We start from the raw sequence: 25,146 nt of genomic DNA on the forward strand, positions 1-25,146 counted from the left end.
ATCAACCGATAAGTACTCACATGACACAACAACTCGAACAGATCATCGACCAAGCATGGGAAAACCGTGCAGATTTCTCACCTAAAAATGCGCCAGCAGATCTGCGCAACGCAGTAGCGCAAGTTATCGCGCAATTGAACGAAGGCACATTGCGCGTTGCCCAAAAAGACAGCGGCGCATGGGTCGTCAATCAATGGGTCAAGAAAGCAGTTTTGCTGTCCTTCCGCCTGGAAGACAACATCACCATGCCTTCCGGCGATCACATGCAGTTCTATGACAAAGTCCCGACCAAGTTTGCCAATTACACCGCTGAAGATTTCGCCAAAGGCGGCTTCCGCGTGGTACCACCGGCAGTCGCACGTCACGGCAGCTTCATCGGTAAAAACGTCGTCATGATGCCGTCCTTCGTCAACATCGGCGCATACGTCGATGAAGGCTCGATGGTCGATGCATGGGCAACCGTTGGTTCATGCGCGCAAATTGGCAAGAACGTTCACTTGTCTGGCGGCGTTGGTATCGGCGGCGTGCTGGAACCTATGCAAGCCAACCCAACCATTATCGAAGACAACTGCTTCATCGGCGCACGTTCGGAAATCGTTGAAGGCGTAATCGTCGAAGAAAACTCGGTGATCTCGATGGGCGTCTACATCGGCCAATCGACCAAGATTTACGATCGTGCAACCGGCGAAGTTACATACGGCCGTATTCCAGCAGGCTCAGTTGTCGTATCCGGCAACCTGCCTTCGGCCGATGGCAAATACAGTTTGTATTGCGCTGTGATCGTCAAACGCGTGGATGCTCAAACGCGTTCGAAAACCGCCATCAACGAATTGCTGCGCGACTAATCGTAATTGAACTGCAGAAGCAAAGTGTACTTTCTCGTTTTGACTTCCACTAAGGATTAGCTCATGGCTATGGATCGGTTATTTCTCCTGATGAAGGAAAAAGCAGCATCTGACTTGTTTATCGCAGTCAATTCGCCGATCCATATCAAGATCAATGGCAGCTTGATGCCGATCAACCAGCAGAAGCTGGACCAGAAAGCGATCATGACCTTGCTGGCGGAAGTTGTGCCAGCAGCAAAGATAGAAGAGCTCGAACGCGAGAACGAGCTTAACATTGGTATCCCGGTGGCAGGCGTCGGTAGTTTTCGTTTATCGGCGTTTCGCCAGCGCGGCAGTATCTCTGCAGTATTGCGTTTTATCCCCGGAGAAATTCCCGCGCTCGATACCTTGAACTTGCCGTTTGCATTGGCAACGCTGATCATGGAAAAACGCGGCCTGTTATTGGTCGTCGGCTCCACCGGTTCAGGCAAGTCAACGACGATTGCGTCGATGCTGGATCATCGCAATAATTTAAAGACAGGACATATCCTGACGCTGGAAGATCCGATCGAATACTTGTTCAAGAACAAGCGCTCGATCGTCAACCAACGTGAAATTGGCAGCGACTCAGACAATCTGTCTGTGGCCTTGCGTAACGCATTACGCCAAGCACCCGATTGCATCATGATCGGCGAAATTCGCGACAAGGAAACCATGGCAGCCGCACTCGCCTATGCGCAGTCCGGCCATCTGGTCGTCGCAACGCTGCATGCGAATAATAGTTATCAGGCGCTGACACGGATTATCAACTTTTATCCAATTGATAACCGCCAATCGCTGCTGACAGATCTTTCGTCAACCTTGCGCGCGATCGTTTCGCAACGCTTGATCACTGCCATTGATGGCGGTCGTCGCGCTGCGGTCGAGATCATGATGAATACGCGTCACGTTGCTGAACTGATCGAGCAAGGTGAAATCACGCAGATCAAGGAAGCGATTGAAAAAAGTATGTCGCCCGGCTCGCAAACATTCGAGCAAGCTTTGATGCAATTGATCAAGGACGGCATCGTTACGCAGGACGAAGCATTGGCACATGCCGACTCCGCCAGCAATCTGTTCTGGCTGTTGAATAACTCTGCACAAAAAATTGAAGTGGAAGAGCCGGAAGAAGAACAAGGCGCCAGCTTCACTGAATTCACATTGAAAATGTAAGCATGACGATCAATCTTTACGGCATTCCCAATTGCGACACGGTTAAAAAAGCACGCACCTGGTTAAGCGGCAATGGCACCGATTTTGTCTTTCACGATTTCAAGAAAGACGGCATTACACGCGAGCTGATCGCTGGCTGGTTACGCGATGTACCGTGGGATGTGTTGGTCAATCGCAAAGGCACAACCTGGCGCAATCTGTCTGACGAACGCAAGGCGTCCATCATCGATAACTCCAGCGCAACCGAGTTGATGCTGGAGTCACCATCGGTGATCAAGCGTCCTGTCCTGGTCAAGGACAAAAAATCTACAGTCGGTTTTTCAGCCGATCTTTATCAACAAATTTTTCAAGATTAATTCTATGAGCAAGACGCTCGCTCTCACTGAAGAACTGATTTCACTGTCATCGGTAACACCGGAAGACAAAGGCTGCCAATCGCGCCTGATCGAATTGCTGTCGCCTCTCGGTTTTGTTTGCGAAACGATAGAGTCCGATGGCGTCACCAATCTGTGGGCGCGCAAGGGAACTGCGCAGCCGCTGCTGGTATTCGCCGGTCACACCGATGTCGTGCCTACTGGACCTTTAGATCAATGGACCTCGCCGCCATTCGTACCGACGCAACGCGATGGCAAACTGTATGGTCGCGGCGCAGCCGATATGAAAACGTCGATCGCAGCGATGGTCGTCGCCGTCGAAGAATTCGTGCACGCGCAACCCGATCACAAAGGCTCGATCGGCTTTCTGATTACCAGCGATGAAGAAGGTCCCGCAACCGATGGCACCGTGATCGTTTGCAACGCGTTAAAAGCACGTGGCGAACAACTCGATTATTGCGTGGTTGGTGAACCGACTTCATCAGATGTTCTGGGCGACACGATCAAGAACGGAAGGCGCGGCAGCATGTCCGGCAAGCTGACGGTCAAAGGTATTCAAGGCCATATCGCGTATCCACAATTAGCACGCAATCCTATTCATCAATGCGCCCCTGCCTTGGCAGAGTTGGTCGCTGAAAAATGGGATGACGGCAACGAATACTATTTGCCGACCTCATGGCAAGTATCGAATATGCACGGCGGCGCAGGCGCTTCGAATGTCATTCCGGGCAATGTCGTGATCGACTTCAACTTCCGTTTCTGCACGGCCAGCACTGTCGAAGGCTTGCAACAACGTGTGCACGCAATTCTGGACAAGCACGGCCTTGAATACGATTTGAAATGGTCGATCAGCGGTTATCCATTCCTCACTGCAAAAGGCACATTGAGCGATGCGATGGCCGATGCCATCAAATCAGAAACCGGCGTGACGACAGAATTGTCGACTACCGGCGGTACGTCCGATGGTCGCTTCATCGCGCAGATTTGTCCGCAGGTGGTCGAGTTCGGTCCTCCTAACGGCAGTATTCATAAAATCGATGAACATATTGAAGTGCGATTCATCGATCCACTGAAAAACATCTATCGCCGCACGATGGAAAATTTGCTGCTGTAAGAAGCACATCAAGGCAGCTAACGCAAAATTTAATGCGACGGCCTTGAAAAATCGAAAGATCAAGACGCGCGGAAACGTTGCACGTTGCCACCAAATTACCCTGCCCGATAAGCGCAAAGCGCGTATCGGGCTTCATCCTTTTTACTAGTTGTATAGAACCATGCCTACCAAGCCTAACGATCTCTCTACCATTCGCGACTTGCTGCGTTACGCAGTGACCCGTTTCAACACCGCAAAGCTTTTCTTCGGCCATGGCAGCACGAATGCACTGGATGAAGCCGCCTACCTGATTCTGCATACATTGAAACTGCCACTCGATAAACTCGATCCGTTTTTTGATGCGCGCTTGTTACAGGATGAAGTTGATGCCGTCTTGCGCGTGATAGAACAACGCGCCGATGAGCGTGTGCCTGCTGCTTACATTACCAACGAAGGTTGGCTGGGCGGCTACCGGTTTTACGTCGATGAACGCGTCATCGTTCCACGCTCGTTTATCGCCGAGCTGATCCCTGATCAATTTTCCCCTTGGGTCAGCAACCCGGACAAGATCACCAACATTCTGGAACTGTGCACCGGTTCTGGTTGCCTGCCTATCATGCTGGCAGATGCTTTCCCGAATGCGCAAGTCGACACAGTTGATATTTCTGCAGATGCGCTGGCCGTTGCAAAAATCAATGTGGATGAATACGAGCTGCAAGATCGCATCACGTTGATCGAATCCGATCTGTACACGAATGTGCCTGAGAATAAATACGACCTGATCATCACCAATCCACCGTACGTCAATTCCACATCAATGGGCAAGCTGCCACCGGAATATTTACGCGAGCCGCAAATTGCATTGGCAGGCGGTGACGACGGTATGGATCTGGTACGAAAAATCGTTGCCGGCGCAGCAAAACGCCTGACGCCAAAAGGTATCTTGATGGTCGAAATCGGCAACGAACGCGCGTTTGCAGAAGCCGCATTCCCCGAATTGAATTTGACCTGGCTCACTACCAGTGCCGGCGACGACATGGTATTCCTGGTCACAGCCGATCAATTGCAATAAATTTTTATATGCTCGTTCCCGCTGAAGCGGGAACCGGGCGAATCAGCGAACTGAGATTTCGCATAAGCAAGGTACACAACTTGCAGTTCCATCTTTCGGCTACAAGAAACTTTTCTTGCCGCTTATTTTTTAAATCGTTTATTGAAGAAGCAAAGTCGGTCGCCAGCGCGATCCACTTACACACCACATGATCCGTTTTCAACAAGTTTCACTCATGCGTGGCATCAAGCCACTCCTCGACAAAGTCGACGTCACACTCAATCCTGGCGATAAAATCGGCCTGATCGGTGCCAACGGCGCGGGCAAATCCAGCCTGTTTGGATTACTGCGCGGTGAACTGCATGCCGATCTCGGCTCTATCGACTTTCCAGCCAAATGGCGCGTCGCCTACGTCGCGCAAGAGACTCCACCGCTGGAACGCTCGGCGATCGATTACGCCATCGATGGCGACGTCACCTTGCGCCGTCTGGAAGAAGAACTCGCCTTCCTCGAAAGCGAACCAGACACGACTGACAATGGTGTATTGATCGGCGATCTTTACAGCGCGTTGGCCGATGCCGACGCCTACACCGTGCGCTCGCGCGGCGAACAATTGCTGCTCGGCCTCGGCTTCACGATGGCGCAGATGGAACAACCGGTTGCGAGTTTCTCCGGCGGTTGGCGTATGCGTTTGAACCTGGCGCAAGCCTTGATGTGCCCTTCCGATTTGCTGCTGCTCGATGAACCGACCAACCATTTGGATCTGGACGCAATCATCTGGCTGGAAGACTGGCTCAAACGTTATCCAGGTACCTTGATCGTCATCTCGCATGATAGGGATTTCCTGGATGCTGTCGTCAACGTCATCGTGCATATTGATGAACGCAAGCTGAAACGCTACTCAGGTAATTACTCAGGATTCGAACGTCAACGTGCGGCACAAATGATCCTGGCGCAAAGCGCACTGGAAAAACAAACACGCCAACGCGCGCATCTGGAATCCTTCATCAACCGCTTCAAGGCGCAAGCCAGCAAAGCGCGTCAAGCGCAAAGTCGGATGAAGGCTTTGGAGAAAATGGATGAGCTGGCTCCGCTGCGCGCCGCTGCTGAATTCTCATTTGAATTCCGTGAACCGGCTGCTGCACCGAATCCATTGTTAGTCATGGAAAACGTTGATGCCGGTTACCGCATCGAAAATGAAACCGATTATTCGATCACGGAAAAGAAAATCGTTTCCGGCATCAACTTCTCATTACAGATCGGCCAGCGCATCGGCCTGCTTGGCGTCAATGGTGCAGGTAAATCGACGCTGATCAAAACCATCGCAGCAGAACTGGCGCCATTGAGCGGCGTATCGGAATTCGGCAAAGGCCTGGCAATCGGTTACTTCGCCCAGCACCAAGTTGAAATGTTGCGCCACGAAGAATCACCGCTTTGGCATCTGGCGCACATCGCTCCGAATGTGCGTGAACAAGAACTGCGCAACTTCCTTGGCAGCTTCAACTTCAACGGCGCGATGGTAACGAGTAAAATCGCGCCCTTCTCCGGTGGTGAAAAAGCGCGTCTCGCATTGGCACTGATCGTGTGGCAACGCCCTAACCTCTTGCTACTCGATGAACCAACCAACCATTTGGATCTGGAAACACGCGAAGCACTGACGATGGCATTGGCGCAGTTCGAAGGCACGCTGATGGTTGTCTCACATGATAGACATTTGCTGCGCGCCACGACCGACGAATTCATCATCGTCGCCGACGGCAAACTGCAACCATTCGACGGCGATCTAGATGACTACAAAGATTGGCTTTTCAAAACCAAACTGGCAACTAAAAATGCCGCCGCCGGCAATGCCGCAGCGCTGCCAGTAGTCAAAGAGAAATCCGCCAGCGTCATCGCACCTGCTGCACCAGCAGCATCGGCAGTAGATAAACGTGAGCAGAAAAAACAGGAAGCAGAAGATCGCCAAAAACTGGCCGCGCACAGAAAGCCGATTGAGCTCAAAATCAAAAAGCTCGAAGAGCAAATCACCAAGCGTAATGCTCAAAAAGCCACAGTCGAAACAGCGCTTGCCGATCCATTGATCTACGATGCCGCCAAGAAAAAAGAACTGAAGCAACTGCTAGCCGATCAGTCTTTCTATACGAAAGAAGTCACGCAACTGGAAGCTGAATGGCTGGAGCAACAAGAAGCGTTGGAAAAAGCCGGCAAGTAAGCAAAACCAATCACAAGCGACCAGCATGAACCATGCAGCGACACTCAGCATTATCGGTTGTGGCAAAGTAGGCCAGACGCTGGGACGCTTGTGGCGCGACAATGGTGTCGTCGAGATTCAAGACATTTTAAATCGCTCGACAGCAAGCGGAATGGACGCCGTTACTTTCATAGGCAAAGGACGAGTAGCAAATAGCTACGCCGATCTGCACCCTGCCGACATCTTCCTGATCGCTGCACCGGACGATCAAATCGCGATCTGTTGCGAGGCTTTGGCAAACGCAAATTGTCTTTCCACAGACAGCATCGTCTTTCACTGCAGCGGTGCGCTGCCGTCATCGATCTTGCAAGCTGCAAGCGCGCATGGCGCAGCAATCGCCAGCATTCATCCCATCCGAAGTTTTGCAGTACCGGAAAAAATCATCAACGATTTCGCCGGTACTTATTGCGGCATAGAGGGCGATCAGCGTGCGCTCGATATATTGACGCCACTATTCACAGCGATCGGTGCTCAGTTGGTAACGATCAAAAGCGAACAAAAAATCCTATATCACGCCGCTGCGGTGTTCGCATCCAACTATCTGGTCACGCTGCTGGACACAGCGGTGCAAACTTATGGACAAGCTGGCATACCGCAAGACGTGGCGCTGAAGATGATGGCATCGCTAGTGAGGGAAACGACAGAGAATGTTTTGAAGATCGGGCCAGAAAAAGCACTAACGGGACCAATCGCACGGGGTGATGTAGAAACAGTGCTCAATCAATACCGCGCAGTCAAAAAATGGAATCGCCGCTATGGCGAACTCTATAAAAAGCTTGGTAAGCTCACTTCATACTTGATACGACGAAGTTAGCGAGAAATCAACACTCCTTGATTCTTATCGCAGCTTGCGTCGAACAAATTCCCATGTATCCGTCAATGTAGCGAAAATTTTCCTTAAACATACAACGCTCTCGTTTTGCCGTCTCACCAAGAGAATCATCTGGATTACGCCCTGTAATAACATTTGGAAATCCGCAGGCAATCATCTCTTTTTTGATCTCTTCGCTCTGCAGATTATTTTTCTCAAACATTTTAAACATTGGTGGTGTTGGTTGAAACGAATGCGAAGCACATGATGCAATAAAAATTACTAATCCTAAGATAGGCAACTGTCGGCTATTCATTATTGAACTTTAGCAAGGTAGCTTGGGCTAACGTTTTTCAACCAAAATTTTTTAAATATCAAAGTCGATTGATATATTCCGATGTCGTTAGAATGCGCCCAACTTCCGGCCATATTTGCTTTCCCAACTCAACGGTGATGGAATTTATCACTTTGAATGTTGGTTTGATAAACCGCTTGGCCAAGCTGCCACTCTACCAAGATAAAGCATTACTTCTGTTCCACATTCTCAATTTTTACTGATTCAATCAAGTGTCGGTAGATTGCCTGCATTTGCAAATGTGTTTGCGGCGAATTCAATGAATTCTGATTTGCATTCAACTTTAAGGCGATAGTATAGTCACTTGCGCCTACGGGAAGAATCCACATTTGAAAAGGGCCGCTGACCACGTTTATTTTAGGAGTCTGCAAATCCGATTGATAAACGTACCAGGTATTGTTGCCAACGGTCTTCTTTGTTGCTGGCTGTATGAATCCCCACTCCGGTAAAATTTTTTCCCATTCAGTAACCGTGCGTTTAAAGAAATAATACGTTAGCGAATGGCTGCTGCCTACCCAGACTTGAAGGCACATGGGCGTCAACCCCGTTTCAAACACTTTTCCACCATAGTCACAGTTCGGCGAATCTGCGGGACAGTGGCCGGTCACTTTTTTGCTACGTACAAAGCGGTCAAAGTTCCATGTAGGGTGGACGTCGCGCTGCTTTGTTACATTACCCTCTTCGTAAATATCTTTTCCAGCATAAAATTCTCCCTGATACCCATTGGAAATGCCTAGCGTCGGAGAACTTGCATATTGGCAGCCATTCGAATTGCGTGGCCATTCATGCGTTATCTTGTACTTATCAAGAAATTTGACTTGATAGGTGTCATATACGCCAGTGACGTTTGCATCAAGAGCACCTGACTTTAATAGTTTAGTTTCATTGGCTTTGTCTGCTAGCTGCTGATTTACAAAGCTGCAGCCGCCTATGTTTATGATTAAAGTCAAAAATAAGGAATAAGTAAATTTCTTGTTCATCATATTTTCATTAGCTCGCTAGCTTGGGCAACGTTTTATCTCCCCAATTTTTTAAAATAGCAAAGTCGACAGATCAATTCTGATCTCGTGATAATCGACACAACTTGCACTCCTATTTCTTATACCAATTCCACGTTAATCGTTCTGATATCGGTATCCACCTTGTAACATGCAAGCTTTCATCTCCGAAGTTTGGCGAAGACGGGAGGTGTCTTTCGTCTCATTAGGAAGCATCTTTCTCATGTCCCAGGAAAATCCACCATCAGCCTTCCCCCTACAACCAATCCAATCATCTTTCCTCCCTTCTTCTGTCATGGATTGCTTAACCCAATAGTCTCTGTACGGCTTGATATTTTCCCCACTCCTTGGATCACCGTTCATCCAGTAACCCCCAATACCACAGGCAGCCAAAAAAATAATTAAAACGTTAGCAATAACTAACCTTATCCATCTCATCTTGAGTTCCTTAATAGAATAGAAATGGCTTGCCACACTTCTGGCGGCAATAGTTCCGACATCGCGAATGGCGTAGATGGAACGATTGCCAAGACACTCCAAGTTTCATGAAATGCCTTCTGTACATTACTTCTTCCACGCTTCGTATCCCCTTGTTCATCGTACAGTCCCGTCACCTGTCCACCCAAAAAATCATGTGTTCCACCAAAAGACTCTATCAATTTATCTTGCCAACTCCCCGCGGCATACGGTTCACCAAACAATGTTCCTTTCCAACCTTGAATACCACCTGTTGCACCTGCAGCCTTCTGCCCTTCCGTAGAATCAAGGTATTGGAAAAGTGTCATTCCATTCACCGCCTCCCTGTTCCACTGTACCTTCCCGTCTTTCAAATCCAGAATCTCAATCCCATTCGAGTCCTTTGTTGTAACGCACCGCTCGTTGTTTTTCCCGCAAATATTATCTAGATCCGCTCGCGTCCCACCAGTTCCTTGTCCATCACCACGTATCCCTTCACTCTTTCCTTTCAAGAAATTGGTGAACGTTTCGCCCCCATCCACAATCCCTTTGAACTTCAATGAATTTTCTATCGTGATTTCACGCATTTTATCGGCAGCTATCGACAAAGATTCCTTAGTTAGCGCTGAAGCACCCATCCCGGTCACGGCACCAATTAATATATTCATGACGCGTTCTTGCAACAATAAATCGTCAAGCTGTTTGCCAATGACTATTTTTTCATCCCCTGTCGCTTTCCGGAGTTGCTCTCTTAATTCTTTTCTTTCTGTCTGAACATAATCAGCCACAGCTTTGCTGGCCTGCTGGCTAAAGGCTTGAGTAATCTGCACCTGTGCATTGATTTCTTTCTGAACCTTATCCGCATCAAATATTTTTGCGATACCGGTTTCGGGATCACCAGAGCGCACATCCTTGTTGCCGGCGATGGCGCTGATACCTGATGTGGTAGTGCTTTCGGCATGACCGCTGTCTTTTCCGATGCCAGCACCGGACAGTTTGGGTGTGCCTGCGCTAGAGCCGTATCCGAGCGCAACACCAAAGGAATCGGCCTTGTAATCCGCCCTGTTGTCGATATCGGTGGTGGTGAGCTGGATAGTACTGAAGCTGTTCCTGTTCTCTTCAACGGCTTTGTCGGTGCTAGCAATCACGGCCCCCTTAAGATCCGTATTGCCCGCAACCTTCACGTCGAAACCGTCGTCGCCTGCCTTGATGCCGCTTTGCTGCACTACGCTGGCATAGTCAGAATTGACCTTGCTCTTGCTGAAGTTGACGCTCGCACTCCATACGCCAAAGCCAATGGAGACACCACCTCCCATGTCCTTTTGTTTGCTGTCGTACTGGCTTGTGTCTTGCAGGCTTTGGATATTAAGGTCGCCGCCAATATCGGCAGTAACTTGCTTGCCGGTCGCAACAGCGCCAATTAGATTGGTATCTGCGCCGGATTGTAGCGTCAGTTGATTAACTGCAGTGACGTGCGTATTGGTCCAGTTGACATCACTGCCGTCGGCATTGCCACGACCTTGGCTGGCACTGGCGTTGATCATGAAACCATCTGTGCCGAAGCTAATCCCAATGCTGCTGCTGGCGGACTTGTTGTCGCTATGCTGCTCTGCAGTGTTAATGGCAGCCAGCAAGTTGATCTTGTCATCCGCCTGGATCGTGACGTTTTTGCCAGAGATGTTTGAGCCTTGAATCGTGACATCGGAATCCTGGCCAGCACCTGCTGCCTTAATGATGATGTCACCGCCGGCAACAACATTAGACTCTGTGGCATGCGACCCGCTTTGAACGGTTTTTTTAGAACTGCTGGAGGCACCAATGCTTAAACTTAAATTGATGCCCCCTGCTTGGTCAGCCGCGTTGGCGTCGCGGCTTGTAGTTTCGCCGGTTTCTTTGTTCGTACCGGTTGCTATCTGATTGTCTTTGCCATTGATGGTTTTACCTTGACCTGCCTGGATAGCATCGGCAGCATTTTTTACCGATAGGCCTGCGACTGCACCGGCGAGTACCTTCATGCGTCCATCACTGGTATTGCCGGCTGCGTCCACCATCTGGGCTACAGTTTGCATTGCGGTAATGACAGGGTTGGTAAGAGCAAGAGTCAGTCCGCTTTGTTTAGAACGTTGCTCTGTGGTGGTAGTGTAGCTATCTGTTGCTTCGACGATGTCGACAGTTTTAGCAGCAATGGCTATATCACCACCTGGCGCAACGACATCACTACCAACCTGCTTGTACTGGTTGCCGGCCACTAGCTTGACGTCATCAGCGACACTACCGACCGTGCTGCCTACAGATCCAGTGCGGGTGTTTTTCTGGTCGCTGCTTAGTTGTTGACTACCGTATGTAATACTTAATCCACCACTACTGAAAAGACCACTCTTCTTCGTTTCGTTGAAACTGCTGGCCTGACTTGTATTGGTCGCAGCTTCGATGTTCAGATTACGTCCGGCTACCACTACGGTGTCGCTGTCACCGACCACATTGGACCCTCGGATAAGAGTGTCACCACCCGAGGCGAGAGTTACGGTCTTGCCACCAATGCTGCTACCGATTGCACTATCACTCTGGCTTTGACTGCGACTTTCGGTACTCGATTTGGAGAGGAAACCTGAACTCGTAGCATAGCGGGCTTCATCGCTTTGAATAGTGCTGCGGCCTTCCGTAATCTTGATATCGCCACTAGCACTGAGTGCCAAATCGCCGGTGGCATTAACAGTAGTAGCACGCGCATTAAAGTCCTTGCCAGCAATCAAAGTAGTCTGGTTACCTGAAATGATCTGGCTACCAACTTCCTGCGTGCCAGACTCGCGTATATAGTTCCGCGCGCTAGCTGTTAGGTCACTCTTGTATCCAGTATCTACAGCCCCGAGGCTAACATTGTTGCCAGCAGTAGCTTGAATGCTTCCCGTGCTTGAGAGAACACCTGCCAGCACACTAAAGTCGTTACCAGCGCTGGCAACAAGAATACCCTTATCTCCAGTGACGTAGAGTCCGGCGACACGATCAACCTGGGTAAGACTACTGCTAGACAGACCAGCAGATGCTGATCCCGTGCTAGTCGTGCTTTGTATAGTCAGATTTCTACCTGCCGTAGCAGTGAGATTATCTTCAGCGATAATGCGACCGCCAAGGTTAACAAGATCCTGCTGAGCAGCCACACTGACTGTCTTACCCCCGATGGCGCCCAAGTTCTGCACATTGTCTGCATTGATTTGCACGACGTTACGCCCACCAATCGTTCCAGAGTTTTTAAGATCACCAGTAAGTTGGATGTTGACGTTTTGACCGGCCAGCAAGGAACCGTTTGCAGCAAGATCTCCCGTCTTAGGCATCGCATAAACTTGCGGCACGAGCGCAGTAGTCTTGGTTCCATCCGGCAGTACAACCTCTTGCGCAACAAGCCAAACTATATCGCTAGTAAGCTGCGCTACCTGACTTGCCGTAAGTGCTATTCCCGGAACGAGATTCCACTTCTGAGCATAGGTCACACCTGATTGCATCAGTGCCTGGTATTGAGCCTCGTCGCTGGAATAGCCATCAAGGAATCTGCGTCCAGTGAGTTGCGCTACTTGTTCACGTATGAGTTTTTGTTCGTAGAAGCCATCGCCCAAACGTTTTTGAATCGTGTTTGGATCGGTCGCTAATACCTGCAGCATGTAATCGCTCGAGAGCCATTGCTGCTGATTATTAAAACGTGGATCGCCTTTGTAAATATGACTGTCGTTAGCATCTGGATTAAGAATTATGAGACTGCTGCTAGGTGCAGTATGGCTCGCGAGTTGGGTGCCTGTTCCAGAAACGCTAGTGTTGCCGGTGGCAAGCGAGGTATCGAGTTTGGTGGTAACACTCTCGCTGACATAGACATAGCTTCCAGTACCGAAATATCCAGCTCGTAGTCGGTAGGGTGAATATTCCACGGTATCCCCCCGGAACGTGCCGAGATCGGTGACTTGACGGTGCCCCGAAGTCTCAGTACTAGTCAAATTACTGCCAGTGATGTCTAGATTTCCGCCGGCTAAGATCTGACTATTGTCGTTAAGGATGGAACCACCCGAGAGCTTCATCCCACTTCCAGAGACAATGCGTCCTGGTGCACCAGCGTTATCGACGACGGTCTGCACCGTCTGCGTACTTGTTACCCATATATGATAAAAGTCACGGTAAGAACGGGAGATCAGGTTCTGGTTGTAACTGATAAGCCGATTTCTTAACTGCGCCTGATCACCCACCGGCACATTAAAAAGTGTCCATACATTGCTGTTTGCAGGATAAGAGTAATTTACGCTAACAACGTCGCCCTCTGGAGTGTCCTCATAGGCTGTTAGCTGATAAGGGACCTTAGAGTAACCGGCTTCAAACGGATACTGACTGCTAGGAGCAACGTATTCCAACCGCGGGAGACCAACGTCGCCGGAATCACTCCTATCTGAGGCACATCGAAAGCAACGTCCAGTATTGCTTTCCAGGTATCTAGTTCCACCCAGACGAATGTAATAAGCAGAGGCGGCTTGGTTAGTTGTATCGGTCCGAATACTAAAATCGGGATTGATATTGTTAATCTGGAGCGCGGAGATATTTGCGCCTCCCTTCGATTCGATAGTAGCTGCTGCATTGTTGATGGTTCCTGCCGTGCCATTGACTTGATTTTGTGCATCCAAACTGCCGCCGATGTTGAGAGCATTCGCCCCGATACCAGCGCTAAAAAGTAAAGAGCCATTTCGATTGTTCAAAGTACCAACACCAATATCCAATCTCTGACGTGCCGCAATTCCCGCATCTGAACGAACGCCGCTGAGCGTTTCTGAATCGTTGTTCAGAACATTAGCCGCAATACCGAGGTCATCACCATAGATACGGCCAGTGCCAATATTGTCGAGCGCATCTGCCTTTAATAACACAGCACTACCATCGATCAGTCCACGGTTAGTCAAACTGTTCGTGGCTGAGACCTTCATCGTATTGCCAACCATCTCACCAGTAGCTGCATTTCCAATATCGTCAGCAGTAATAGTAATAGTAATAGTATCGTCTGCTGCCAACTTTCCTGCATTGTCTATAGCGCCTGCTGTGATAGCGAGCGATGAACCAGCCTCGACCTTTGCACCGGCTTCGTTAAGAACACCAGTTGCGGTTACGATTGACGCTTGACCTTGTGCGCTAATAACTGCATTTGCACCGACGTTACTTATTCCGCCGGCTGTATCTATTTTTATGTTTCCGCCACTACCATTAGACGATGCTGCCTGGATCGCGCCTTCATTCGTCAATAGGCCGTTAGAGAGCAGAACGAGATTGCCACCTGCTGCATTAATTGTGCCCTTGTTGCGCACACCTAATCCACTCTCACTACCAACCAAATAAATGTGACCCGCGTACATCCCACCTATCGCAGCAACATCAAGACTAAATTGCGGAGTTGGACCAGTGCCGGCGATCGGAGTGACACCTTGCGAGACATCTCCCGGATAGTCCGTGCTTGTCCTGCTGACTTCATTCGCACCAGTAATGACTTTCAAGCGATTCGCCCAGATACCTGCGTTGAGCTGAACTGATCTGGCAAGAATATCAGTGTAGTTCGCAGTACGAGTATCCAATCCAAGGCCATCGATACTGATGGAGCCTTTAGGGATACGGTAACTATCGAGCGAGCCACTATTCACGACAGCAGTCCCCGTTGTAAGCGTGACGCGATCGGCATTGATGAAACCGCCGCCGTTGACTTGAATACCTGCCGGGTTAGCAATGATGACTTCAGCGCGTTGTCCGGCGACTTCGATATAACCTCGTAGCTGACTTGGATTACTAGAGTTAACCTCATTCAGAATCACGCGTGCGGCGCCACCGACCAACCAAGGATTGGCCTGCACCCAGCCACCCGTCTGCGTTTGTGTATTCGTTCTACTGTTATTAAGAATTGCACCGTTGCTTTGTACGTCGAACTGGCTATACGTATTGCGCGAAACACCAGCCGCAGACGGTGTTTGAATGTTGACTTGGGGCAGACCATTTGCAGTGCCAAGAATAGTTGGACGTTGATTGCCGGGCGCATTCGGATCAGCGATGATCTGCGCGTGCGCCAATGGCGTCACCATCGTCATGATGCCGACAGCAAGTTTCGCAGCAAATGAAATTAACCTCATCTGCATACACTGTGAATATGTTGCTTGCTTAACGACGATAGACGCTACTGGATCTGCATCACCTTTACCTTGAGCCGATACATTCTCTGCAACAACCATCAAGATGCCACGAGCTTTATTAAAAACAATGCGGTATAGATTCTTGTTCATGTTTGCCTAATGATTGATGCGTTGGAGATGAGATCGATATAGATAAGAATCGGAGCGAACGGATTAATACGACCAATTCAAGCTGAAGCCTGCTGTGGTGTTCGCCGTTCTAAAGCCATCTGGTTTTTTGATCGGTTGGCCGACGAAGATGTCGTAAGAACCACCAAGTAGATTGCCGCGCAGACCGAGCGCCGTACCTGCCAAACGTGTACCAATCAGGTACTGACTGGCTTGACCACCGACTTCGCCGTAATCAAGCGCAAGGTACAACTCATGTCCGCTAGAACCCAAGATGAGGCCAACATCATTGCGCAAGGTCCAACCGCGATCTGACGACAGCATCATGTCGCCGTCAAAGCCACGCACGGTATAGCGACCACCAATAGAAAAACGATCTTGCGGTACCAGCGGCGTATCGTTCCACTGCCCACGGAATGCACCGAGATAACGTAGGTTTTGTTGTGCGATCTGAAAGGGAATAGAAAGAGATACGTCTGCATTCCAGACTTGTGGACGCGACGCACCTTCTCCGAATAAATCCTCAGGTGCTGCAAGAGACTGAAATGCTCCCGTGCCATGGCGATAGGCGAAATTCAGGTCGAGCGTATTAGCTCCCATGAACTCACGATGTCCAACACTAAGTTCCCAGCCTGCTGTGCGTCTGCGCTGTGTTTCTACTTCGGTGTCGTCAATGTAGTTGTTGGACTCTTTGAGATACGCACGCAAAGCCACTGTCGTTTTACGTTGCGCATCGCGATAGACCACGCGAGAAAGTTTGAGGTCATTGCTACTGCTCGTACCTGAATAGACGTAATTCTGATTCAAGCCTGCAATGCTTTGGAAATATCGATTGCTTGAAGCGGTTGTGCTTAGCGTCCAATATCCAAACGGAACCGAGTAGTGAACAGTTCCACCACGTGTGCCGCGCGCACCTGCGTCACCGCCACCCAAATCATGATTGATACTGATGTAAAACAGATCATTCAACGTCCACCAGTTATCATATGACAGTGTCAGCCCGCCTTGGTATTTACCGGTTGATTCGGAACCTGAATCGTCTAGGGATAGGGATACTCGAAATGGAAAGCTCTGCTGATAGGAAATGACGAGATCACTTTGACCAGGCTCTGCGCCTTCACCTTCTGCAGCTTCAATCTTGATGTCAGCAGTCGCCGTAGGAATGCGCTTGAAGTTCTCTAAACCTTGTTCGATATCACGCAGATTGAGAATGTCGCCAGATTGAATCGGAATCGCATTCCATTTAGTACCTCTGATATCTGCATCAGCTGCGAAACGAATATTACGCACGCGCCCTGGAATAACGGTCAGCGCTAAATCACCTGACTTGATGTCTTGGGGTGCAGCGAGTACCCGCGTGGTGACGAAACCTTTTGCAACGATGGCATTCTGCGCGCGCGTCAATATCAAGTTGATGCCATTGGCACCGAGGCATTTACCAATCGGAGAATCGTCGCCTTCTACTACGCTTTGCACAGCGAATTGAAATTGATCAGCCGCATCACCGACCAGCTTGATGCGATTAATCTGAAAACATGGAGACTCGTTTTCTGGCAAGAGAACCGCGGCAGGAGGAGTAGCCGCAGGTGCTTGCAAACGAACGTCCGGCGTTTGCTCTTGCTGCAAACGTAATTGGCGTTCACGTTCTTGTTGTCTGATTAGTTCATCGGTAGCGAAGCTTTGAGCGAAGACAGAAGATGTAAAGAAGAGTCCACTAAGTAGCAAACTAATTGAAGGAAAAAACGACTTGCGGAAGAAAGGACTTACAACGAATTGCTTGTGCATTTATTGCGACCGTTAAAAGCCGCCCCCGATAGTGTGCTTAATAAAAAAGCAACCATATAGAGAATCGCATGCGAGAACATGCCATGTTCATGGGGTATTTGAAAAGAATGTAAGTTTTAAGTAAGGTTTGTTGTTATTGCATGTTCAGAAAGCGTTAACTCAGGAAATAGAAAAAGCTAAATCACTTTTTCTTACAAATACTTTTTGAATTAGCGAATAAAACAAAGGTTTGCGTAACAAAAATTATTAATTAAAAGACTTTGATACGGAAGAAGATAAGCCTGAATGAGGATGACAGCAGAACACACGAGTTACTGGCCTATTGCAGAAAAGCTCTTTGGTTTTAAGGCCTTATGGCACACTGCTCACCTATCAAGTCGGCAACAAGCGAACAGAAAATACTTCATCAACAAAGAAACCCTGATCCGGAAATCCGCTTTCATCTGTAAAGCCGAACCAGCTGAAATTGGCTGTTGGTTCTATCGTTAGCAGGATTTTTTTGACGGTATCGGTTTGATCCAGCGACTTCGTTTTGCCCCAGTCATTGACTAATTGTTCGATGGTCAGCAGTTGCTTGGCGTACGTGCCTTTGTTCAAGAGCAAAAACTTATCGTAGACCTCGTGATATGCGTCGACTGCCAAAGCATCGCTTACGCTTAGCAGCATGACAAACAAGGGAACGACGTCTGCAAATTTTTCTGGCGGGCCTGTAAGCACATGATTCAGATAGGCACGTGTGTTCTTTTCAGAGTCGCAATAAAACTGCTCGGATTCAAAACCAAGCTCGAGGAATTGCGGGATCAACTTTTGACGTACCAGCTCGTTATCGAGCACGCTGATGAAATTCGGCATGACATCATTTTCAATGACTGAAGAGATACCAAGCTTGACGCGACGATAGCCAGACAACTGCAGATTCAGCTGTAACAGTTCGCGCGCTAGCGCAGCACTTGGATGACGGCACGCTGTGTATGCGATGACAGCCGTATCGCCGTTGATAGTTGTGTGCCACGCGCTCTCGTCGGATTTCTTAAACTTGATTTTGAGTTGTTGCTGTACGCGTGCAGAGAGTGCCACGATTCTGCGATCTGATCGCGCTTTGTCTATGATGCTCATGAATTTTTATAACTAAAATTGTGAAGGTGACGCAGCAATCAAATGATTCGTTTTATGGAGTGACAGGGACTTCAGTCACTACTTCCGGCAAACCCGAAAGAATCATCAACTGGACGCGACGATTACGCAAGCGCCCTTCTGCTGTGTCGTTGCTGGCGACTGGTTGATTGGCGCCATGGCCCATCGCGACCAGACGTTTTTCATCCATGCCATTGTCGAGGAACAAGCGCACGACGCTGCTCGCGCGCACTGCGGATAACTCCCAGTTGGATGGAAATATGGCATTGCTGATTGGGACGTTATCGGTATGGCCTTCGACTTGAATATCGTTGTCGACCTTGTTCAATACTTCACCCACTGCGCGCAGAGCTTTTTCCGAAATCGGGCTGAGTTTGGCTTCGCCTGGTGCAAACAATACGCTCGCATTGATCTCTACGCTGACGCCACGGCTGGTTTGCGTGACGCGTACTTTACCTTGACTGATTAGCGGTGCCATCGCTTTCAAGATGTCTCGCGCGATGTTGGTCATCTGCGCTTTTTCACGCTTGACTGCTGCGTCGCTGGTGCGTTGTGCAGGGGTAGGAATCGGGCGTGTATTCAGCGATGGCCGCGTAACTTCGATGGGATCTTTTAATGCTGGTGTTTTAGGTGTGGCACTACCGAACGCAATACCTAGGGAATCAGAAAGAATGCGGTACTTGCCTTCGTTGACTGAAGAGATGGCGTACATGACGACGAAGGAGGCGAACAACAAGGTAATGAAGTCGGCATAAGACACCAGCCAACGTTCATGGTTTTCGTGTTCTTCTTCGTGTTTTCTACGGGCCATGTGCGTGTCTACTTAAGATGAAAGCATTTACATCAGGTAGATATTCATGCGCTCTTCGATCAAACGCGGATTATCGCCGGAAGCGATACCAGCGAATGCATCGGCCAGCATCTCGCGCTTGAAGATATCGCGAGCGACTAGCGCCTTGAGTTTGCTGGCGATAGGCAAGAACACCAGATTGGCAAACCCCACGCCATAAATCGTGGCAACGAAAGCCACTGCGATCCCGCTACCAAGACGGCTAGGATCAGACAAATTTTCCATCACGTGGATCAAACCCAGAACTGCACCCAGAATCCCGATGGTGGGTGCATAGCCGCCGGCTGATTCCCATATTTTGACGGCAAGACGTTCGCGTGTTTCGTACGCACCGATTTCCATATCGAGTACGCCGCGCAGTTTGTGTGGATCGACGCCATCGACTATCAATCGCAAACCGTGCGCGATAAATGGATCTTTTACGTCCTTGATGACGCGCTCCAGACTGAGCAAACCTTCACGCCGTGCGATCGTGCTCCAGTTGGTAATATCGCGCATCAAGGATGGGTAGTCATCGTCTTGCGGAACAAACACGCGACTCACCATTTTTACGCCACGCACAAAAGTCGGCCAGCCGCTTTGCAAAAGCACGGCGCCTATGGTTCCGACCACGACGATGATGAACGCGGCTGGCTGAATCAGCGAACCGAGTTTTCCACCTTCCAGCATTTGTCCGGCGAGCAAACCACCCAGAGCAAGTGCGACGCCAATTAAGCTACCCCAGTCCACGCTTTCTCCCTCAAGTTTGCACGCATCCTGGCGATGGCCTGGCTATGTAGTTGCGATACGCGTGACTCGGTCACGCCCATTACGGCGCCGATTTCCTTCAGATTCATTTCCTGTTCGTAGTACAAACTCATCAGGATTTTTTCTCGTTCCGGCAATGCTTCGATGGCTGCGATCACCGCCGAGCGGAAACCGGTGTTCATCAAATTCTGTAAAGGATCAGGCGACTCATCTGTGCAATAACGATCGAGGAAATGTTCGTTGTCTTCACTATCGTGAAAATCTTCGTAGTACACCAGTTGATGACCGCCACCATCGCTGAGCAAATCCTGATAATCGGCGAGCGACAACTTGAGTTGCTTGGCGACTTCGCTTTCGTTCGGTGGACGACCCAACTTTTGCTGCAAGTTGTTCATTGCCACCTCGATCTTGCGCATGTTTTGACGCATGCTGCGTGGCATCCAGTCGCTGCTGCGTAATTCATCCAGCATCGCGCCGCGTATGCGTTGCACGGCGTAGGTTTCAAACTGTGCGCCATGGGTTTCTTCGTAGCGGCTGACCGCATCCAGCAAACCGATCATGCCGGCTTGAATCAGATCATCGACTTCCACACTGGGAGGCAACTTGGCTTTCATCTGATGTGCGAGTTTTTTGACCAGCGGTGCGTGCTCGCTTACCAGGTGATCCCTATCCGATTTTCCTTCTGCGGTGTACATCAATCAAGCTCCAAGCTTGACGCCATTGGCGGACAACGTAAAACGTTCTGCCAAGCGGCGAAACGCCACCGATGCGCCAGCCATTGGAAATGCATCAATCACGGCACGACCTAAACGTGCAGCGCGCGTTGTGCTTTCGTCCGATGGAATTGAACCTATGGAATGCAGTTGTACCGCTAAATAACGGCTGGCGACGTGCGCCATGTTTTGATAGACGACTTCGGCCTCGCGCTCATCGGCGCCTGTGACCAGAATGCCGAAAGGTCGGCGACCTAATTGTGTGTTGAGGCGTTTGATCAGTGAATACGCTTCCTTGATCGAAGCCGCGCCGGGTGCGACTTGAATCACGATGTCACCGCTTGCCATACCGGGAATCGTGAAATTATCACTTTCGTCCAGCTCTGCATCGACGACCAAGACGTCAGATTGCGCAGCCAATACGCCGAAGGCATTCGACAAACGACGCAGTTCATCAGCGTCACGCGTCGCTAAATGTACCGAGCCGCTAGTCAGTGACGCAATGCCAAAACCTTGCGGCATTGCCTGTACAACCTGATTCAATGCACGCTGCTGACGTGCGACATCCAGTAAGGTCGCCTGGACTTCGACGCCCATGCGACGTGTGATGCCATCCTTCGATATACACGCATCCAGTAGCACGACATCGCTGCCGCTTGAAGCAAGTGACGCGCTCAAATTGACCAGCATTGCACTTTTATCGGCAACCGAAGTCGCAGATAAAAATGTAAAAATGCGCGGCTTGGGCCCGGCGAGCATGCGCCGTAGACCTTCTGCCTGATCACATTCGAAACTAGCCAAGAATCACCTCACGCAAACTTTTGTCGTTCATTGCTCTTGCTGTATTTGCCATTACCAAAGGTATTTCTGCGTCGTTGAACTGGAATGGTGCCGTTTCGCGCTTGAGCTTGAATGCACGGTCAACCAAGTACTGTTGGTTCGCGACGTGCAGGTCTTCCGGCACGCGTTGCCCATTAGCTACGTAGTATAAGTTCAATTTCTGTCTAATGACTACATCTAGTGCACTACCAATGGTTGCAGCTTCATCTAATTTGGTCAATATGCAGCCCGCGAGGCCATCGCCCATGTAAGAACGGACTACTTCGTTGAGTGTTTCGCCGGTTGAAGTCGCATTCAAGCACAGCAGACGTTTGACTTGGCTACCAGCACCGCTCAGCATGGCGATTTGTTCTGCCACCATTTGATCGCGTTGGCTAACGCCGACGGTATCGATCAACACGGTATGTTTGCCTTTGAGTTCATCGAGTGCAATACGCAGGTCGGCTTCGTCTTTGACCGAGTGCACCATGACGCCGAGGATTTTGCCGTAAATGCGCAATTGTTCGTAGCCGCCGATACGATAGCCGTCGGTAGTGATCAGTGCGAGTTTGCCTGGGCCGTGACGCATTACGCAACGTGCTGCCAGTTTTGCAGTCGTCGTGGTTTTGCCGACGCCGGTAGGACCGACTAATGCATACACGCCGCCTTTTTCAAGGATCTCGTTTTCATTACCGATGGTCGACAGATTACGCGTCAGGATGCTCTTGATCCATTCCATGCCGCTGTCCTTGCTGGAACCGGCAGGCATTTTTTCAATCAGATAACGCGCCAAACTGGCGCTAAAGCCAGCGGCCAGCATTTCACGCAAGACGCTGGATTTTGCTGGTTCGCGTTTGTGCTGATCGGTCCATGCCAGTTCGGCCAATTGCATTTCTAGCATGCCACGCATGGAGCGAATTTCTTTCATCACGTCGTGCAGCTCGGCGGCATTGATTTCACCGATTGCAGCTTGTACCGGCTGTGCCGCTGGCGCTGCGGGTGCAGCTTGCAATGCCGGTGCCAGTGCAGGAATCGCCAAAGGCGCAGGCTGAGCATGCGTCAGTTTTTGCTTGGGTGACAAAGCAGCCAAGGTGTTTTCTGAAATCGTTTTCTCAACGAAAGGCTCCGCCAGCGAGGCCATGTCTTCGCCAGCCAGCGCGAGAATCTCGACACCATCTGCCACTGCTCGGTTGGAAAGAATGACGGCGTCGGGACCCAATGCTTCACGCACCAAACTCCATGCGCCGCGCGACGTGCTTGCTGTAAATTTTCTGACATTCATACCTGGCCTCCAACTAAGCTAGTAACTCTGATCGTTTTTGAATCGGGCACTTCTGCGTGCGAAAGAACTTTCAACTGCGGTATTGCACGGCGCAGGAAGCGCGCCAGCAATGCCCTTAACTGTGCCGGCACTAACAGTACTGGCGTTAATCCTAATTGCTCTTGTTGACGCGTCGCGGCTTCTGCCTGCGCGGCGATCGTATCGGCCAAGCCTGGCTCGATGCCAGCGCCTTCCGGACCGCTTGCGCTCAAAGCTTGTGTCAACAAACGCTCGAGTCGATTATCCAAAGTCATCACCGACAATTCATTCGTCGATGGGAAGAGCTGCTGCACAATCGCGCGACCAAGAGCGACGCGCACCAGCGCGGTCAACTCGTTGACGTCTTGGGTAAAGCTGGCGTGCTCGGTCATGGTTTCGATGATGGTGTGCATGTCACGGATGTGCACGCCTTCGATCAACAAATTCTGCAAAACTTTTTGCAGTGTCGAAAGTGGAATCAATTTTGGCACCAGGTCTTCCACCAGCTTTGGAGTTTCCTTGGTCAGATGATCGAGCAATTGCTGCACTTCCTGACGACCGAGCAATTCAGCTGCGTGCGTAGTGATCAAATGATTCAAATGTGTTGCGACCACGGTACCGGCATCGACCACGGTGTAACCCATGCCTTGTGCTTGTTCGCGCAAACCTGCATCTATCCATGTTGCCGGCAAACCGAAAGCTGGATCGCTGGTAGCTTGACCTGGCAAAGTACCGCTCACCATGCCTGGATTGATCGCGAGGAACTGGCCAGCGTGTGCTTCGCCGCTACCGACTTCCACGCCTTTTAGCGTGATGCGATATGCCGATGGTTTCAGCTCAAGGTTGTCGCGAATATGAACGGGCGGTGACAGGAAGCCGACTTCCTGTGCGAATTTTTTGCGTATCCCTTTAATGCGACGCAGCAGCTCACCGCTTTGTGATTTATCAACCAACGGAATCAGGCGATAGCCAACTTCCAGACCCAAGGTATCGACTTGCACGATGTCTTGCCAAGTGGCTTCTTCGACTTCAGGTGCTGGTGGCGGCGCGGTGACTTCAGGCTCGACTTCTGGCGCCTTCAACGCCCGTTGCGAAATCATGTAAGCGGCACCGGCCATCCCAGCAGCCAGCAACAGAAAGGAAAAATGTGGCATACCTGGGATCAAACCCATGCCGCCGATGATGGCTGCAGTGATGTACAACACTTGTGGCTTGGCGAACAATTGGCCAACCAATTGGCCGCCGATATCTTGTTCACTGGCGACGCGCGACACCACGATACCTGCCGCAGTAGAAATGATCAGAGAAGGAATCTGTGCGACTAGACCATCACCGATTGCCAGCAATGTGTAGTTTTCCAGCGCGGCAGAAAATGCCATATCGTGCTGGATCATGCCGACCATCAAGCCACCAACAATATTGATGACAGTAACGATAATGCCGGCGATCGCATCACCACGCACATACTTACTCGCACCGTCCATCGCGCCGTAGAATTCCGCTTCTTGCGCAACTTGTGTACGACGCAAACGTGCATCTTGTTCACCAATCAAACCGGCATTCAAATCGGCGTCAATCGCCATTTGCTTACCAGGCATCGCATCCAGTGCGAACCGTGCGCCCACTTCAGCGATACGGCCGGCACCTTTGGTCACCACGGTAAAGTTGATGATGGTCAAAATCACGAACACAACAATACCAACGGTGTAATTACCGCCGATCAAAAAGTGGCCGAAGGCTTCAATCACTTTACCCGCCGCGTCCGGACCGTTATGACCTTCGGTCAGCACCACGCGCGTGGAAGCCACGTTCAAGGACAAACGCAACATCGTGCTGACCAGCAGCACGGTTGGGAAGACCATGAAGTCCAGCGGCTTGACCGTATACAAGGCGGTCAGCAATACGATGATGGACAGCGCAATGTTGAAGCTGAAGAAGATGTCCAGCACGATCGCCGGCAACGGCAAGATCATCATCGACAACATCATGATAATGATCAACGGTGCAGCGATGGCTTTAGAACCAGCGCCAGTCATCCAAGCTGGAAATTTCAGGCTATTCATGA

18 protein-coding genes are annotated in these 25,146 nt (G+C 50.2%); 7 read left to right on the forward strand and 11 right to left on the reverse strand.

Going from position 1 to position 25,146, the window contains the following annotated elements:
- The first annotated feature begins 20 nt into the window (after window positions 1–20).
- The 7 genes from dapD to Q7T66_RS02975 all read left to right on the forward strand — a co-directional run bounded on the left by dapD (window position 21) and on the right by Q7T66_RS02975 (window position 7,619).
- Window positions 21–845, forward strand: a complete 825-nt coding sequence (gene dapD, locus Q7T66_RS02945; protein ID WP_304931800.1) for a 2,3,4,5-tetrahydropyridine-2,6-dicarboxylate N-succinyltransferase — start codon at window positions 21–23, stop codon at window positions 843–845.
- A 63-nt stretch (window positions 846–908) separates the two neighbouring features.
- A complete protein-coding gene (locus Q7T66_RS02950; RefSeq protein ID WP_304931801.1) occupies window positions 909–2,036 on the forward strand; it encodes a PilT/PilU family type 4a pilus ATPase in 1,128 nt (375 codons plus the stop codon).
- Between the two features lie 2 nt (window positions 2,037–2,038).
- On the forward strand, window positions 2,039–2,392 hold the full coding sequence (locus tag Q7T66_RS02955) for an ArsC family reductase (RefSeq protein ID WP_304931802.1): 354 nt from the start codon (window positions 2,039–2,041) through the stop codon (window positions 2,390–2,392).
- A 4-nt stretch (window positions 2,393–2,396) separates the two neighbouring features.
- Window positions 2,397–3,524 carry a succinyl-diaminopimelate desuccinylase gene (dapE, locus tag Q7T66_RS02960; protein WP_304931803.1) on the forward strand — a complete coding sequence of 376 codons (1,128 nt, stop codon included), beginning with the start codon at window positions 2,397–2,399 and terminating at the stop codon, window positions 3,522–3,524.
- A 160-nt stretch (window positions 3,525–3,684) separates the two neighbouring features.
- Window positions 3,685–4,575: a 50S ribosomal protein L3 N(5)-glutamine methyltransferase gene (prmB, locus tag Q7T66_RS02965; protein WP_304931804.1), complete on the forward strand. Its 891-nt coding sequence runs from the start codon at window positions 3,685–3,687 to the stop codon at window positions 4,573–4,575.
- Window positions 4,576–4,789: 214 nt separating this feature from the next.
- Window positions 4,790–6,766 carry an ATP-binding cassette domain-containing protein gene (locus tag Q7T66_RS02970; protein WP_304931805.1) on the forward strand — a complete coding sequence of 659 codons (1,977 nt, stop codon included), beginning with the start codon at window positions 4,790–4,792 and terminating at the stop codon, window positions 6,764–6,766.
- Between the two features lie 25 nt (window positions 6,767–6,791).
- A complete protein-coding gene (locus tag Q7T66_RS02975) occupies window positions 6,792–7,619 on the forward strand; it encodes a Rossmann-like and DUF2520 domain-containing protein (protein WP_304931806.1) in 828 nt (275 codons plus the stop codon).
- A 7-nt stretch (window positions 7,620–7,626) separates the two neighbouring features.
- On the opposite strand, the gene Q7T66_RS02980 is transcribed toward Q7T66_RS02975, so the two are convergent.
- From Q7T66_RS02980 to flhA, 11 genes are all read right to left on the reverse strand, one after another.
- Window positions 7,627–7,932 (reverse strand): hypothetical protein, encoded by a 306-nt coding sequence (locus tag Q7T66_RS02980; protein WP_304931807.1) that lies wholly within the window; start codon window positions 7,930–7,932, stop codon window positions 7,627–7,629.
- A gap of 209 nt (window positions 7,933–8,141) precedes the next feature.
- Entirely contained in the window at window positions 8,142–8,951 is an 810-nt protein-coding gene (locus Q7T66_RS02985; RefSeq protein WP_304931808.1) for a hypothetical protein, read from the reverse strand.
- A 452-nt stretch (window positions 8,952–9,403) separates the two neighbouring features.
- Complete coding sequence (locus Q7T66_RS02990; protein WP_304931809.1) at window positions 9,404–15,715, reverse strand: hemagglutinin repeat-containing protein; 6,312 nt, start codon at window positions 15,713–15,715, stop codon at window positions 9,404–9,406.
- Between the two features lie 63 nt (window positions 15,716–15,778).
- On the reverse strand, window positions 15,779–17,518 hold the full coding sequence (locus tag Q7T66_RS02995) for a ShlB/FhaC/HecB family hemolysin secretion/activation protein (protein WP_304931810.1): 1,740 nt from the start codon (window positions 17,516–17,518) through the stop codon (window positions 15,779–15,781).
- A gap of 372 nt (window positions 17,519–17,890) precedes the next feature.
- Window positions 17,891–18,634 (reverse strand): hypothetical protein, encoded by a 744-nt coding sequence (locus tag Q7T66_RS03000; RefSeq protein ID WP_304931811.1) that lies wholly within the window; start codon window positions 18,632–18,634, stop codon window positions 17,891–17,893.
- 52 nt (window positions 18,635–18,686) lie between these two features.
- The gene (motD, locus tag Q7T66_RS03005) at window positions 18,687–19,463 is read right to left on the reverse strand and encodes a flagellar motor protein MotD (protein WP_304931812.1); all 777 of its coding nucleotides are present in this window, start codon (window positions 19,461–19,463) and stop codon (window positions 18,687–18,689) included.
- 27 nt (window positions 19,464–19,490) lie between these two features.
- Window positions 19,491–20,231 (reverse strand): flagellar motor protein, encoded by a 741-nt coding sequence (locus tag Q7T66_RS03010; protein WP_304931813.1) that lies wholly within the window; start codon window positions 20,229–20,231, stop codon window positions 19,491–19,493.
- On the reverse strand, window positions 20,213–20,944 hold the full coding sequence (locus Q7T66_RS03015; protein WP_304931814.1) for an RNA polymerase sigma factor FliA: 732 nt from the start codon (window positions 20,942–20,944) through the stop codon (window positions 20,213–20,215). The genes Q7T66_RS03010 and Q7T66_RS03015 overlap by 19 nt, the downstream gene beginning before the upstream one ends.
- 3 nt (window positions 20,945–20,947) lie before the next feature.
- Complete coding sequence (locus Q7T66_RS03020; protein ID WP_304931815.1) at window positions 20,948–21,763, reverse strand: antiactivator of flagellar biosynthesis FleN protein; 816 nt, start codon at window positions 21,761–21,763, stop codon at window positions 20,948–20,950.
- The gene (gene flhF, locus Q7T66_RS03025) at window positions 21,756–23,063 is read right to left on the reverse strand and encodes a flagellar biosynthesis protein FlhF (RefSeq protein WP_304931816.1); all 1,308 of its coding nucleotides are present in this window, start codon (window positions 23,061–23,063) and stop codon (window positions 21,756–21,758) included. Before flhF ends, Q7T66_RS03020 begins: the two co-directional genes overlap by 8 nt.
- Entirely contained in the window at window positions 23,060–25,144 is a 2,085-nt protein-coding gene (gene flhA / locus Q7T66_RS03030; protein WP_304931817.1) for a flagellar biosynthesis protein FlhA, read from the reverse strand. The genes flhF and flhA overlap by 4 nt, the downstream gene beginning before the upstream one ends.
- Between the last annotated feature and the right edge of the window lie 2 nt (window positions 25,145–25,146).

The organism is Herminiimonas sp. (assembly GCF_030655415.1).

Bases quoted from the DNA above. Each gene is read 5' to 3' on its own strand.
- Q7T66_RS02990 (WP_304931809.1), bottom strand. From the start codon at position 15,715: ATGAACAAGAATCTATACCGCATTGTTTTTAATAAAGCTCGTGGCATC.
- flhA (WP_304931817.1), bottom strand. From the start codon at position 25,144: ATGAATAGCCTGAAATTTCCAGCTTGGATGACTGGCGCTGGTTCTAAA.
- Q7T66_RS03000 (WP_304931811.1), bottom strand. From the start codon at position 18,634: ATGAGCATCATAGACAAAGCGCGATCAGATCGCAGAATCGTGGCACTC.
- Q7T66_RS03015 (WP_304931814.1), bottom strand. From the start codon at position 20,944: ATGTACACCGCAGAAGGAAAATCGGATAGGGATCACCTGGTAAGCGAG.
- Q7T66_RS02975 (WP_304931806.1), top strand. From the start codon at position 6,792: ATGAACCATGCAGCGACACTCAGCATTATCGGTTGTGGCAAAGTAGGC.
- dapE (WP_304931803.1), top strand. From the start codon at position 2,397: ATGAGCAAGACGCTCGCTCTCACTGAAGAACTGATTTCACTGTCATCG.
- Q7T66_RS02950 (WP_304931801.1), top strand. From the start codon at position 909: ATGGCTATGGATCGGTTATTTCTCCTGATGAAGGAAAAAGCAGCATCT.
- flhF (WP_304931816.1), bottom strand. From the start codon at position 23,063: ATGAATGTCAGAAAATTTACAGCAAGCACGTCGCGCGGCGCATGGAGT.
- Q7T66_RS02955 (WP_304931802.1), top strand. From the start codon at position 2,039: ATGACGATCAATCTTTACGGCATTCCCAATTGCGACACGGTTAAAAAA.
- Q7T66_RS02980 (WP_304931807.1), bottom strand. From the start codon at position 7,932: ATGAATAGCCGACAGTTGCCTATCTTAGGATTAGTAATTTTTATTGCA.
- prmB (WP_304931804.1), top strand. From the start codon at position 3,685: ATGCCTACCAAGCCTAACGATCTCTCTACCATTCGCGACTTGCTGCGT.
- motD (WP_304931812.1), bottom strand. From the start codon at position 19,463: ATGGCCCGTAGAAAACACGAAGAAGAACACGAAAACCATGAACGTTGG.
- Q7T66_RS02985 (WP_304931808.1), bottom strand. From the start codon at position 8,951: ATGAACAAGAAATTTACTTATTCCTTATTTTTGACTTTAATCATAAAC.
- dapD (WP_304931800.1), top strand. From the start codon at position 21: ATGACACAACAACTCGAACAGATCATCGACCAAGCATGGGAAAACCGT.
- Q7T66_RS02995 (WP_304931810.1), bottom strand. From the start codon at position 17,518: ATGCACAAGCAATTCGTTGTAAGTCCTTTCTTCCGCAAGTCGTTTTTT.
- Q7T66_RS02970 (WP_304931805.1), top strand. From the start codon at position 4,790: ATGCGTGGCATCAAGCCACTCCTCGACAAAGTCGACGTCACACTCAAT.